At 72.0% G+C, this 12,944-nt stretch carries 13 protein-coding genes; 5 read left to right on the top strand and 8 right to left on the bottom strand.

Features of this window, described 5'->3' with window-relative positions; genetic code table 11:
- The first annotated feature begins 70 nt into the window (after positions 1–70).
- Together ACFUO4_RS08365 and ACFUO4_RS08360 are read left to right on the top strand one after the other, a co-directional pair.
- Positions 71–1,447, top strand: coding sequence for an 8-oxoguanine deaminase (locus tag ACFUO4_RS08365; RefSeq protein ID WP_079312280.1), 1,377 nt, complete (start codon positions 71–73; stop codon positions 1,445–1,447).
- Positions 1,448–1,697: 250 nt separating this feature from the next.
- Entirely contained in the window at positions 1,698–3,083 is a 1,386-nt protein-coding gene (locus tag ACFUO4_RS08360; RefSeq protein ID WP_383481206.1) for a nucleobase:cation symporter-2 family protein, read from the top strand.
- A gap of 44 nt (positions 3,084–3,127) precedes the next feature.
- On the opposite strand, the gene ACFUO4_RS08355 is transcribed toward ACFUO4_RS08360, so the two are convergent.
- Positions 3,128–3,919, bottom strand: coding sequence for a helix-turn-helix domain-containing protein (locus tag ACFUO4_RS08355; RefSeq protein ID WP_383481203.1), 792 nt, complete (start codon positions 3,917–3,919; stop codon positions 3,128–3,130).
- A gap of 96 nt (positions 3,920–4,015) precedes the next feature.
- Here ACFUO4_RS08355 and ACFUO4_RS08350 point away from each other — a divergent pair, with 96 nt between their 5' ends.
- Positions 4,016–4,873, top strand: a complete 858-nt coding sequence (locus ACFUO4_RS08350; RefSeq protein ID WP_383481200.1) for an SDR family oxidoreductase — start codon at positions 4,016–4,018, stop codon at positions 4,871–4,873.
- A 244-nt stretch (positions 4,874–5,117) separates the two neighbouring features.
- On the opposite strand, the gene ACFUO4_RS08345 is transcribed toward ACFUO4_RS08350, so the two are convergent.
- Complete coding sequence (locus ACFUO4_RS08345) at positions 5,118–6,554, bottom strand: MFS transporter (protein ID WP_383481197.1); 1,437 nt, start codon at positions 6,552–6,554, stop codon at positions 5,118–5,120.
- Between the two features lie 82 nt (positions 6,555–6,636).
- Between ACFUO4_RS08345 and ACFUO4_RS08340 the strand changes: the two genes are divergently transcribed.
- A complete protein-coding gene (locus ACFUO4_RS08340) occupies positions 6,637–7,038 on the top strand; it encodes a helix-turn-helix domain-containing protein (protein ID WP_059195413.1) in 402 nt (133 codons plus the stop codon).
- A gap of 19 nt (positions 7,039–7,057) precedes the next feature.
- On the opposite strand, the gene ACFUO4_RS08335 is transcribed toward ACFUO4_RS08340, so the two are convergent.
- From ACFUO4_RS08335 to ACFUO4_RS08320, 4 genes are all read right to left on the bottom strand, one after another.
- Positions 7,058–7,480 carry an acyl-CoA thioesterase gene (locus ACFUO4_RS08335; RefSeq protein ID WP_383481194.1) on the bottom strand — a complete coding sequence of 141 codons (423 nt, stop codon included), beginning with the start codon at positions 7,478–7,480 and terminating at the stop codon, positions 7,058–7,060.
- A 55-nt stretch (positions 7,481–7,535) separates the two neighbouring features.
- Complete coding sequence (locus tag ACFUO4_RS08330) at positions 7,536–8,162, bottom strand: hypothetical protein (RefSeq protein ID WP_383481191.1); 627 nt, start codon at positions 8,160–8,162, stop codon at positions 7,536–7,538.
- A 63-nt stretch (positions 8,163–8,225) separates the two neighbouring features.
- Positions 8,226–8,825, bottom strand: coding sequence for a histidine phosphatase family protein (locus ACFUO4_RS08325; RefSeq protein ID WP_383481188.1), 600 nt, complete (start codon positions 8,823–8,825; stop codon positions 8,226–8,228).
- Positions 8,826–8,869: 44 nt separating this feature from the next.
- A complete protein-coding gene (locus ACFUO4_RS08320) occupies positions 8,870–10,078 on the bottom strand; it encodes a pyridoxal phosphate-dependent aminotransferase (RefSeq protein WP_059195409.1) in 1,209 nt (402 codons plus the stop codon).
- Positions 10,079–10,165: 87 nt separating this feature from the next.
- Here ACFUO4_RS08320 and ACFUO4_RS08315 point away from each other — a divergent pair, with 87 nt between their 5' ends.
- Positions 10,166–10,804 (top strand): winged helix-turn-helix transcriptional regulator, encoded by a 639-nt coding sequence (locus ACFUO4_RS08315; RefSeq protein WP_383481183.1) that lies wholly within the window; start codon positions 10,166–10,168, stop codon positions 10,802–10,804.
- A gap of 44 nt (positions 10,805–10,848) precedes the next feature.
- On the opposite strand, the gene ACFUO4_RS08310 is transcribed toward ACFUO4_RS08315, so the two are convergent.
- Positions 10,849–11,655 (bottom strand): hypothetical protein, encoded by an 807-nt coding sequence (locus ACFUO4_RS08310; protein ID WP_383481180.1) that lies wholly within the window; start codon positions 11,653–11,655, stop codon positions 10,849–10,851.
- A complete protein-coding gene (locus ACFUO4_RS08305; RefSeq protein ID WP_383481177.1) occupies positions 11,655–12,920 on the bottom strand; it encodes a VWA domain-containing protein in 1,266 nt (421 codons plus the stop codon). The genes ACFUO4_RS08310 and ACFUO4_RS08305 overlap by 1 nt, the downstream gene beginning before the upstream one ends.
- Between the last annotated feature and the right edge of the window lie 24 nt (positions 12,921–12,944).

Below are 12,944 nucleotides of genomic sequence, written 5' to 3'. Positions count from 1 at the left end.
CTGGGCGGGCCGCGGCACTCAAATCCCGGGGTCCTGCCGTGCCCACTCCACACAGCGCAAAGGACGAATCATGGCAGCAGCCGAGCGCATCGTCATCGAGAACTGTTCGATCGCGACTGTCGACGCCCACGACACCGAGTACGCGAGCGGGTATGTCGTCATCGCCGGCAACCGCATCGAGGCGCTCGGCGCGGGCAAGGCCCCCGAGGGCCTGGAGAACGTCGTACGCCGCATCGACGCCACCGGCCATCTCGTGACCCCCGGTCTGGTCAACACCCACCACCACTTCTACCAGTGGATCACCCGGGGCCTGGCCACCGACCACAACCTCTTCAACTGGCTCGTCGCGCTGTACCCGACCTGGGCGCGTATCGACGAGTCGATGACCTACTCGGCCGCGCAGGGCTCGCTGGCCATGATGGCCCGCGGCGGTGTCACCACCGCGATGGACCACCACTACGTCTTCCCGCAGAACTCCGGCGACCTGTCCGGCTCGATCATCCGCGCGGCCCGCGAGATGGGCGTCCGCTTCACCCTCGCCCGCGGCTCCATGGACCGCAGCGAGAAGGACGGCGGCCTGCCCCCGGACTTCGCCGTCGAGACCCTGGAAGGCGCCCTCGCCGCCACCGAGGCCACCGTCAAGGAGCACCACGACGCCTCCTTCGACGCCATGACCCAGGTCGCGGTCGCGCCCTGCTCGCCCTTCTCCGTCTCCACCGAACTCCTGCGCGAAGGCGCCGAGTTGGCCCGCCGTCTCGGCGTGCGCCTGCACACCCACGGCTCGGAGACCGTCGAGGAGGAGCAGTTCTGCAAGGAACTGTTCGGGATGGGCCCGACCGACTACTTCGAGTCCACCGGCTGGCTCGGCGAGGACGTGTGGATGGCGCACTGCGTCCACATGAACGACTCCGACATCGCCGCCTTCGCCCGCACGAAGACCGGTGTCGCCCACTGCCCGTCCTCCAACGCCCGCCTCGCCGCCGGCATCGCCCGCGTCCCCGACATGCTCGCCGCCGGCGTCCCGGTCGGCCTCGGCGTCGACGGCACCGCCTCCAACGAGTCCGGCGAACTGCACACCGAGCTGCGCAACGCGCTCCTCATCAACCGCCTCGGCGCCCACCGGGAAGCGGCGCTGAACGCCCGCCAGGCGCTGCGCCTCGGCACCTACGGTGGCGCCCAAGTCCTGGGCCGCAGCGCCGAGATCGGCTCCCTGGAGGCCGGCAAGCTCGCCGACCTGGTCCTGTGGAAGCTGGACACGCTCGCCCACGCCTCCATCGCCGACCCGGTGACCGCGCTGGTCTTCGGCGCGGCGGCCCCGGTCACGGCGTCCTTCGTGAACGGCCGTCAGATCGTCGAGGCAGGCCGCCTGTTGCACGTCGACGAGGACGCGATCGCGCGCTCCACGCGGGAGCAGGCGCAGCGGCTGGCGCAGATCGCCGCGCGGTAACTCCGCATTTCTGTACGGCATTTCTGTACGGCACTTGATCTCCGGCCGGGAGGGACGGCTCCCGGCCGGTAGCCGTGAACCCGAGCGGGGTTCATGGCGGCCGTCTCCGGGGCGCATGCCACACGTGTGCGCCCCGGAACGGTCACCGTGCATGTCCCCATGCATCCGTCCTCCGGTCCCGCACGACCGCGCACCACCTCCAAGAAACCCACGTCAGAGCCGACGTGTTAGCTGACCCGGAGGAACCGCCGTGACCGCCCAACGAGCCGACGCGATCCACCCCGTCGACGAAAAACTCCCCGCACTGAAAATGGCCACCACGGGCCTCCAACACGTGGCCGCCATGTACGCGGGCGTCGTCGCCCCGCCCCTGATAGTCGGGGCGGCCGTCGGCCTCTCCGGCACCGAACTGACCTTCCTCACCGGAGCCTGCCTCTTCACGGCCGGCCTCGCGACCTTCCTCCAGACGCTCGGCGTCTGGAAGATCGGCGCCCGGCTGCCCTTCGTCAACGGCGTCACCTTCGCGGGCGTGGCCCCGATGACGGCGATCGTCGCCTCGACCGACGACAAGTCCGACGCGCTGCCGATCATCTTCGGCGCGGTCATCGTCGCGGGCCTCCTCGGCTTCCTCGCCGCGCCCTTCTTCAGCAAGGCGGTCCGCTTCTTCCCGCCGGTCGTCACCGGCACGGTCATCACCCTCATCGGCGTCTCCCTGCTGCCGGTCGCCTTCGGCTGGGCGCAAGGGCCCAACCCCGCGGCGGACGACTACGGTTCGACGACCTACCTGGGCCTCGCGGCCACGACCCTCGTGATCGTGCTGCTGCTGCGCCGCTTCACGCGCGGCTTCGTCAAGCAGATCGCCGTGCTGCTCGGCCTGGTCCTCGGCACGCTGGTCGCGATTCCCTTCGGCGTCACGGACTTCGGGCCGGTCGCGGACGCGGACGTGGTCGGCTTCCCGACGCCGTTCCACTTCGGCGCCCCGCAGTTCCAGGTCGCCGCGATCGTGTCGATGATCGTGGTGATGGTGGTCTCCATGACCGAATCGACCGCGGACATGCTGGCACTGGGCGAGATCGTGGAGCGCCCGGCGGACGAGAGGACCATCGCGGCGGGCCTGCGAGCCGACACCCTCGGCTCCGCGATCAGCCCCCTCTTCAACGGCTTCATGTGCAGCGCCTTCGCCCAGAACATCGGCCTGGTCGCGATGACGAGGATCCGCAGCCGGTACGTCGTCGCCACCGGCGGCGCCTTCCTGGTCCTGATGGGCCTGTGCCCGATGGCCGCCTCGCTCATCGCCGTCGTACCGCGCCCGGTGCTCGGCGGGGCCGGCGTGGTCCTCTTCGGGTCGGTCGCGGCGAGCGGCATCCAGACCCTGGTACGGGCCGGCCTGGACAAGGACAACAACGTCCTGATCGTCGCCGTCTCGCTGGCCGTGGGGATCATCCCGATCACGGCGCCGGAGTTCTACCACGCGTTCCCCGAGACGGCGAAGATCGTCCTCGACTCGGGGATCTCGACGGGCTGCGTGGCGGCCGTCCTGCTGAACCTGGTCTTCAACCACCTGGGCGGGCAGCGCGACTCCCAGGACGTGACGCACCCGATGGAAGCGGGCGAGGAGATCGCCGCAGCGCACTGACCGAGGGCGTGGCTGTGGCCGGCCGCCTCCCACCCGCACCGGGTTCAGAGCCGGTCGAAGGCCTGGCAGGGGCGGGCCTCGGGGAGGCGGCCGGTGAAGAAGGAGCGGGGAGGGACGCCCATCAGGGTGCGGAAGTCGGACGTCATGTGTGCCTGGTCGTAGTAACCGGCGGTGGCGGCGAGATCGGCCCACTTCGCGGTGGGCGCCTGCGCCAGCACCGCGCGGACGCGGTCGATGCGCGCGTAGTGCTTCGGGGAGAGGCCCACCCCCTCCGCGAAGAGGTTCCGCAACTGCCGCTCACTGACGGCGAGTTCCCGCGCCACGTCCCGAACCTGCGCCGGTGGCCGGCCGCCGCGCATCGACAGCGCGTCGACGGCCGCCCGCAGCAGCCTGCCCCGTGAGTCCGGGAGCGGGAGCCCGCCGAGGGTGTCCGACAGCCGGTCGATCAACGCGTCCGTGTCCAAGTCGCGCGTGTCGTAAGCCAGTTGCCTCGCCGTAGGCGTGGGCAGCTCGCCCAGGGGCACCACCCTGCCGACGAGGTCGGCCGCCGCCACCCCGAGCAGCGGACGGGCCGTCCCCGGCGCCAGATGCAGCTGCACACACGACGCGAGGCGCTCCGCCCCGGCCCGGTGGTACGAGGCGCGGGTCCGCGGGCCGACGACCAGGGCGTCGCGCCGGCCGTCCTCGCCGACCCGCACGACCAGCTTCGTCGCCGTGTCCGGGGCGTGCGCGACCGACTCTCCGCCGGAGACCGTGGCGATCTCGGAGATCCAGGGGCGCAGCGCGCCGGGCACGGGCAGGGGCGGAGCGGTTTCTGCGGGGGCGGTGGTCGTCACGTCTCCACCGTAAGCGGGCGGCGCCTGCGAGGGGGGCGGCCAACCGTGCCGGAATTTCCAAGAGTTGCCGCCGGGCCGTCCGCCAGCGTGGAGGCCATGATCCTAGTGACGGGTGCGACCGGCACCATCGGCAGTGAAGTCGTACGACAGCTCGCGGCACGCGGCGAGAAGGTCCGCGCCCTGACCCGCGACCCCGGTCGGGCGGTGGTGCCCGGGGGCGTGGAGGTGGTACGCGGGGACTTCCTCGACCAGGCCTCCCTGGAGGCGGCGTTGACGGGCGTCGACGCCGCGTTCCTGGTGGGGGTGCTCGGGCCGGAGGACGGCGGGCGGGACGTGCGGCTCATCGAGCTGACGCGGGCGGCGGGGGTGCGGCGGATCGTGAAGCTGTCCTCCATCGGCACCGGCGAGCCCGAGTTCGGCCCGTTCGGCAGCTGGCACCTGCCCGGCGAACAGGCCCTGCGGTCCTCCTCCGACGTGGAGTGGACGATCCTGCGCCCCTCGTCCTTCGCCTCGAACACCCTGGGCTGGGCGCAGGCCCTGGCGGCGGGCCAACCCGTGCCGAACATGACGGGGGAGGGGCGACAGGGGGTCGTCGACCCGCGTGACGTGGCCGAGGTTGCGGTCGCGGCCCTGACCGACGCCCGGCACGCGGGGCGGACGTACACCTTGACCGGCCCCGAGGCGATCAGCGTCGACGGCCAGGCCGCGGTGCTCGCCGACGTGCTCGGCCGCCCGGTCGAGACGGTCACCCCGTCGCGGGAACAGCTGCGGGAGCAGCTGTCCGCGTCCGGGCTGAGCGAACCGGCGGTGGAAGGGGTCCTCGGCGGCCTGGAGTTCGCCCGCACGGGCGGCAACACGACCGTCACGGACGACGTACGGGAGGCGCTGGGGCGGCCGGCGCGGTCGTACCGGGAATGGGCGGAGGATCACAAGGGGGTGTTCGCCGGGGGGTGAAGCGCGGCGGGCGCCGGGGCGCGGGCGGGGCGGACGGCGTCCGGGCCGTGGAGGCGCCGGGCCGGGTGTGCCGTCCTGCGGGCGGATTCCGCGGCCCCAGAAGGAGCCGGCGGAGTCCGTGGCGGGGGGGCGCAGGGATGGGGCGCGGCGGGTCACCGATGGTCCGCCGCGCCGCCCTTCCCGTGGTGCCGCGTCGCCTGTCACCTGCCGCGGCGCCGAGCCTTCCCTCTGCCCCCGCCGCCCCTCAGTCACCGCGCGGCCGCAAGACGACCGCCGCCAACGCCAGTGCGGCGACCGCGATCCCGGCGCCCACCCGGAACGCCAGCCGGTATCCCTCGGCGGTCGCGGCCACCAGCGTCGTACCGCCCCCGTCCAGCAGCCCTTCCGTCCGGCTCGCCGCCAGTACCGACAGCACCGCCAGACCGAGTGAACCTCCCACCACCTGTGTGGTGTTGAACAGCCCGGACGCCAGACCCGCGTCCTCCTCCCGCGCCCCCGACATGGCCAGCCCGGTCAGCGCGGGCATCGCGGCGGCGAACCCGGCGGAGAGCAGGAGCAGGGGCGGGAGTACGTCGGTGAGATAGGAACCGTCGGCCGGGGCGCGGCCCAGCAGGGCCAGGCCGGCGACGATGAGGGCGAGCCCGGCGAGCAGCACCCGGTGGGCGCCGAAGCGGCCGATCGTCCGGGCCGACAGGCCGAGCATCAGCAGGCCGATCGCGATCGGCGCCGGCAGGAACGCGGTGCCGGTGAGCAACTCGCCGTAGCCCAGCACGCGTTGGAGATAGAGCGCGCCGATGAACTGGAAGCCGTACATCGTCGCGATCATCAGGATCTGCACGGCGTTCGCGCCGCTGAGCAGCCGGGAGCGGAACAGCCGCAGCCGCAGCAGGGGGCGGGCGGCCCGGGCCTGGCGCAGGGTGAACGCCGTGAAGAGGGCGAGGGCGAGGGCCGCCAGGAGCAAGGTGGCGGTCAGCTCCCGGTCGCCGGCGCCGACGATGACGTAGACCGTGAGCATCAGGGCCCCGGTGACGAGCGCGGCGCCCGGGTAGTCGGCGCCCTTGCCCAGCCCTTCCCCGGCGTCCGCCGCCAGCACCCGCACGGCCGCGAGCCACGCCACGATCCCGATCGGCAGGTTGATCAGGAAGATCCAGTGCCAGCTCAGCGCCTCGGTCAGCGCCCCGCCGAGGAACGTGCCGAGCGCTCCGCCCGCCGCGCCGACCGCGCTGAACACCGCGATGGCACGGGCCTGTTCACGCGGCTCCGGGAACAGCGCGACCAGCATGCCCAGCACCACGGCCGAAGTCATCGCCCCGCCCACGCCCTGCAGCGCCCGTGCCGCGATCAGCACGCCCTGCCCGGTCGCCAGCCCGCACAGCACCGAGGCCGCGGTGAACACGACCAGCCCGGCGGTGAACATGCGCTTGCGCCCGACCAGGTCACCGAGCCGTCCGGCGAGCAGCAACAGCCCGCCGAAGGCGATGAGATAGGCGTTCACGACCCAGGCCAGTCCCGGCGCCGAGAAGCCGAGGTCGCGTTGGATCGCCGGCATGGCGACCGTGACGATGTTGCCGTCCAGGACCGTCATCAGCGTGCCCGCGCACAGGACGACAAGGGACGCCCAGCGGGAGTGCGTTCGAGGCGGCAGCCCCGCCTTCGTCGGTGACTCCATCGTGGTCGACATGACCTTCGCTCTCCTTAGGTGCACGACTTGTAACTGGGTGCATCCTGAGTGACCATGAGGAGAGGGGTAAGGAGGCAGTTCGATGTCCCAGAGGAACACCGGTGTAACCGTCGAGGCAGTGAACGCGCATGCGTGCCCGGTCCGTGAAGTTCTTGACAGGGTCGCCGGGAAATGGAGCGTCCAGATCCTGGTCGCCGCCGCCCAGGGACCCATCCGGTTCACCGAGCTGGAGCGCAGCATCGAGGGCATCAGCCGCCGCATGCTCACCCTCACCCTGCGCAACCTGGAACGCGACGGCCTCGTGACGCGCACGGTCCACCCGACGGTACCGCCGAAGGTCGAGTACGCCCTCACGCCCGTCGCCACGGAGCTGCACGAGACCCTGCAACGCCTGACCGACTGGGCCGAGCGCAACAGGGTCTACATCGCCGAGTCGCGCGCGGCCTACGACACCGAGCACCGGCCGGAGCTGGTCGACGTCTGACCCGTGGGCCCGGGGTGGCTCACAGGCCGAACAGGGCCGGATCCGCCGCCAGTTCCTTGAAGTACTTCCGCGGGTCCGTGACCAGCCTGCGCTCCTTGAGGTCCATCAGCCCTCCGACGGCCGTGATCTCGGCCGCGACCGTGCCGTCCGTCTTGCGGATCGTCTGGTGGATGCGGAAGGTCTTCCCCTCGCCCCACTCGAAGGCGCAGCTCACCACCACCTCGTCGCCCGCCAGCAGCTCGCGCCGGTAGCGGATCGTGGTCTCCAGGGCCACCGGTCCCACACCGCTGCCGATGAGGCCGGCCTGGGTGATCCCGGCCGCCCGCAGCAGCGACCAGCGGGCGTGCTCGGCGTAGTTGAGGTAGACGCTCTGGTTCAGATGGCCCTGCACATCCGTCTCGTACCCGCGGACGGTCACCGGAACGGCGAACGGCTCGGTCACGTCAATCACCTCTCGTAACGCGGCAGTTGATGGACCAGATCCTGACACGTGCGCCTTACACGCGTCGCGGCGAGGCCAGCAGATAGCGGTCCCTGGTCCGCGGCTCGGTGTACTCGCCGACCTGCCAGCCCGCCGCTTCCAGGGTGACCGAGCAGGCCCGCAGCGCTGCGGCGTCCGGCTCGCGCACGGCGACGGCCTCGGGCTGCGGGGTCGCCCGTACCCGGTAGCCCTGCTCGCCGTCGGCCCCCGCCGGAACATGCCCGGCCGCTTCCAGGGCGAGCGCGGCGGCCTGCACCAGATGTGCCCGCTCCCAGCCGCACGGGCGGTCGGTCGCCCCGTCCGGATTCGTCATCCGGCGCAGCTCCAGCAGCCCCTGCCAGGCGCTGTGCACCTCCCGCACCCGGGCGGGACCCGCTGCCGGCGGATCCTCCTCACCGCCGATGCGGGCGGCGAACACCCCGGACGCCGAGGGCGCCTCAGGCGCGGGCGGCACGGGCTCGGCGTCCCGCAGACGGTGCCCGGCCGGGGTGAGGAAGTGGTCGTGCGGCGGGCGCGCGTGCCGGAACGCCAGGCCGTGCCTGACCAGCGCCGCGAGCTGCGCCTCCGTACCCCTCAGCCGCCCGGTGACGGGGTCGGCGGCGTCGATGACGCGGCGCTGCGCGGCGGTGGGCGGACGAGTCACCACGTTCCCCCTTCGCATCCCGAAGTCCCCCTTGGACTCTTTCGAGCCCGGACTCTTCCGAGACTAAGCCGGAGGTCTGACATTCCACCCGGCGATCACCGGCCGCCCGTGCTCCGTGCCCAGCCGGCACACCGTCCCGGTGGCCAGCTGGAACAACGCCCCCTGCGCGGCGGGCAGCCCCAGCCGCCGGGCCGTCAGCACCCGCAGGAAGTGGCCGTGCGCGACCAGCAGCACCACGCCCTCGGTGTTGGCGAGGGCCGCGTCGACCTTGGCCAGGACCCGGTCGGCGCGCTCGCCGACCTGCTCGGGCGTCTCCCCGGGATGCTCCGGCGGACCGGGCGCGACCCCGTCCGTGAACAGGAACCAGCCGGGCCGGGTGCGCTGGATCTCTACGGTGGTGACCCCCTCGTAGCCGCCGTAGTCCCACTCCCGCAGGTCGAAGTCGACCCGGGCGTCCGGCACCCCGATCAGCTCGGCCGTCTCCCGCGCGCGCTGGAGCGGGCTGACGAACGCGGCGCCGATCCGGTGGGACCGGATCAGCGGCACCAGCCGCCGCGCCTCCTCCCGCCCGTGCTCGGTCAGCGGGACGTCCGTCCATCCGGTGTGCCGCCCTGACCGCGACCACGCGGTCTCGCCGTGCCGGACCAGAAAGAGATCACCCATGGCTCCAGGCTAGGAGCCCGGGCCGGACCGCGCCGAAGATGTTGCTACTGCCGGTACCCGCTCAGGAACCGGCCGATCCGGCCGATCGCCGCCTCCAGGTCGTCCGCGTAGGGGAGGGTCAGGATGCGGAAGTGGTCGGGGGTCGGCCAGTTGAAGCCGGTGCCCTGGACGACCTGGATCTTCTCGCGCAGGAGGAGGTCCAGGACGAACTTCTCGTCGTCGTGGATCTTGTAGACCTTGGGGTCCAGGCGCGGGAAGGCGTACAGCGAGCCCTTCGGCTTCACGCACGACACCCCGGGGATCTCGTTGAGCTTCTCCCAGGCCACGTTGCGCTGTTCGTGCAGCCTGCCGCCCGGCAGGGTCAGTTCACGGATGGACTGGCGGCCGCCGAGCGCGGCCTGGATGGCGTACTGGGCAGGGGCGTTGGCGCACAGCCGCATGGAGGCCAGCATGGTCAGGCCCTCCAGGTAGTCCTTGGCGTGCTGCTTCGGACCCGTCACCACCAGCCAGCCCGAGCGGAAGCCGGCCACGCGGTACGTCTTCGACAGCCCGCAGAACGTCAGGACGACCAGGTCCGGGGCGAGCGCGGCGGCCGAGTGGTGCACGGCGTCGTCGTAGAGGATCTGGTCGTAGATCTCGTCGGCGAAGACCATCAGGCCGTGCCGGCGGGCGAGGTCGAGGATGCCCTCGACGATCTCCTTCGGGTAGACGGCGCCGGTGGGGTTGTTGGGGTTGATGATCACGACGGCCTTGGTGCGGTCCGTGATCCTCGACTCCATGTCGGCCAGGTCCGGGTTCCAGTCGGCCTGTTCGTCGCAGATGTAGTGCACGGCCTTGCCGCCCGCCAGCGTCGTCACCGCCGTCCACAGCGGGAAGTCGGGGGCGGGGATGAGGACCTCGTCGCCGTCCTCGATCAGTGCCTGGACGGCCATCGAGATCAGCTCGGAGACGCCGTTGCCGAGGAAGACGTCGTCGACGTCGACCTCCAGGCCGAGGGTCTGGTAGCGCTGGGCGACGGCGCGGCGGGCGGAGAGGATGCCCTTGGAGTCCGTGTAGCCGTGGGCCTGCGGGAGCATCCGGATCATGTCCTGGACGATCTCCTCGGGTGCCTCGAAACCGAAGAGCGCCGGGTTGCCCGTGTTCAGGCGCAGCACGCTGTGGCCCGCCTCCTCCAGCGCGTTGGCGTGCTCGATCACCGGGCCGCGGATCTCGTAACAGACGTCGCTGAGCTTGCTGGACTGCCGGAACTCCATGCGCTGCTGCCTCTCCGGTTTCGTGTGTTGCTTGGTTTTACCAAGTGGCCGCTTGGAAAGTCCAACGACTTGTCTAGACTGCGTCGCATGTCACCTCGCCGAAGCTACGACCAGTACTGCTCCGCCGCCCGCGCGCTGGACGCCGTGGGTGACCGCTGGACCCTGCTGATCGTCCGTGAGCTGCTCACCGGCCCGCGCCGCTACACGGACCTGCACGCGGATCTGCCGGGCGTCAGCACGGACGTACTCGCCTCCCGGCTGAAGGACATGGAGCGGGACGGCCTCGCGACCCGGCGCAGGCTGCCGCCGCCCGGTGCGGTGTACGTCTACGAACTCACCGGCCGGGGGCGGGAGTTGCTGCCCGTCATCCAGGCGCTGGGGGCATGGGGCGAGGCGGAGCTGGGGGAACGGCGGCCCACCGACGCCGTACGGGCGCACTGGTTCGCGCTGCCGATGCTGCGGGCCCTGCGGGACAAGGGGGAGGGTGAGGGGCTCGTCGAAGTCCGGCTGGACGAAGGGGACTTCCATCTGTTCGTCGGCGCCGAGGACGGGCCGGTCTACGGCCACGGGCGCGCCCCCGGCGAACCCGACGCCCGGCTCTCCATGGACGTCGACACCTGTACGGCCATCGGGCGCGGGGAGTTGAGTGTCGCCGACGCGGTGCGGGACGGGCGCATCGAGGTGGGCGGCGACGGGACGCTGGCCAAGGGGCTCAGGAACGCATGAAAAAAGGCCCGCTGCCGTTGCGCAGCGGGCCTTTTGATGGAACGTCAGGCGCCCGGCGGCACCCGCGACGGCCGTCCCGCCCCGCGCGTCAGCGCGTACCCGCCGACGCCCGCGAGCGCGGCCAGCACGCCGCCGATCGCGGTCCACACCCAGCGGTCGGACCACCAGCCGCCGGCCCAGCCGTCCTCCGGCTCGATGCTGGACAGCACGGCCGAGGCGGACGAGTCGTCCTCCGAGGAGGCCTCCGACTTCATCGAGATGCCCGGCACCAGCGGCTTCGCCAGCGAACCGTCCACCGCCGCCGCGCCGCCGATGTCCTTGGAGTTCACCTCGACCGTGACGTCGACCGGCTGACCGAGGTCGGCGGTCGTGAGGCCGACGGCCGTCAGCCGGACGTAGTACGTGCCCGGCAGCGGGTCGTTCGCCCACGGCTCCGACCAGGCGCGCACCGTGCGCAGGACGCAGGCCAGCTCCACGGAGGTCGCGTCGGCCGCCGCGGTGCGGGACTGCGCCCCGTACTGGCAGGCCTGGCGGCGCCGCAGCCCGTCGTACACGTCGACCTGCCAGGTCTGCCCGGCATGCGTCTCGGGCAGCTTCACCGTCGCCTCGACGGTGGGGCGCTGACCGGCGTCCGCCGGGAACGACCAGTACAGGTAATCGCCGGTGGAGCCGCTCGCGGTGGCCTGCTGGCCCTGCTCGAACTCGGTCGCCGTACGGAAGGACGTACCGGCGGACGTCGGCGCGTCACCGTCGGACGACGCCGACGGCGACGGCGAGGAGTCGGCCGCCGCGGGGGCCACGGCCACCCCCAGCATCAGCAGGGCCGCACCCAGCACTCGTGTGATCCGCATCAGTTGGTCCTCCAGACCGCGACCCGCCAGCGTGACACCCAGCCCCAGACGAGCCCGGCGAGGAACCCGACCAGCACCAGCACACCGAGCAGCCACCAGCCGCGCCCGAGACCGAACGAGGCCACGTCGCTCGACGAGGACGGCGCGTCCACGACGTCGACCGTCAGCTCCAGCGGCATGCCCGGCGTGGTCTTCACCCCGGAGGCGGCCGAGAAGGAGTGGGTGACCTGGAGACACACGGTCTCGGCGGCCGGATCGTCCTCGTCGCTGTCCGCCTTCGGGTAGCGCAGACCCGTCGAGATCACGTCCGTACGGCCGTTGCCCGACGCCTCGCCGCGCACGATCTCACGGCCGTGCACCGTCACCGCCCGCAGCAGCACCCCGTAGGAGGGGTTCACCGCCCGGTCGGCCGCCACGCTCACCGAGGCCCGCAGCTCCTGCCCGGGCTCGACGTCCACCCGGTACCAGCGCTGCTGCCCGAACTCCTCGCGGTCGGTGAACAGTCCCGACTTCAGCGCGGGCGCGTCGGCGCACTGCCCGGCGCCCTCGGTGGCCACCGGTGTCACCACCGGGTCGGCCGCGCGGTCCACCAACTGGTTGACCTTGTCGGTGAGTTCCTCGCTGTGCTCGACCGAGGTGTAGGTACCGCCGGTCGCCTCGGCGATGCAGCTCAGCTGCTTGCGCATCTTGGTGTTCGGGACCAGGCCGAGCGTGTCGATGGTCAGGCCGATGCCCTTGGCCGCGATCTCCCGGGCCACCTCGCACGGGTCGAGCGGGGCGCAGGTGTCCTCGCCGTCGCTGATCAGCACGATCCGCTTGGAGGCCGCGCTGTCGGTGAAGTCGTCGGCCGCCTTCAGCAGCGCCGGGCCGATCGGCGTCCAGCCGGTGGGCGAGAGCGTCGCCACCTGCGTCTTGGCCTCGGTGCGGTCCAGCGTGCTCACCGGATAGAGCTGCGCGGTGTCCTTGCAGCCCGTCTTCTGGTCGTCGCCCGGGTAGTTGGCGCCCAGGGTCCGGATGCCGAGCTGCACCTCCTCCGGGGTCGCGTCCAGCACCTCGTTGAAGGCCTGCTTCGCCGCCGCCATGCGGGTGCCGCCGTCGATGTCCGCCGTCCGCATCGAGCCGCTCACGTCGAGGACGAGGTCGACCTGGGGCGCGGTCCCGCCCGTGGGCTCACCGGCGACCGCCGCGACCGGGAAGGCGATCCCGGCCGTCAGCGCGGCGAACAGGACGCACACTCCTGCCGCCAGCCGTTGTCTTGTGATCATCGGCGGATCCTATGGAACGGAGGT

The organism is Streptomyces sp. NPDC057280 (assembly GCF_042668605.1).
Taxonomy (GTDB): Bacteria; Actinomycetota; Actinomycetes; order Streptomycetales; family Streptomycetaceae; genus Streptomyces.
This window is presented reverse-complemented; position numbering and strand designations above follow the sequence as displayed.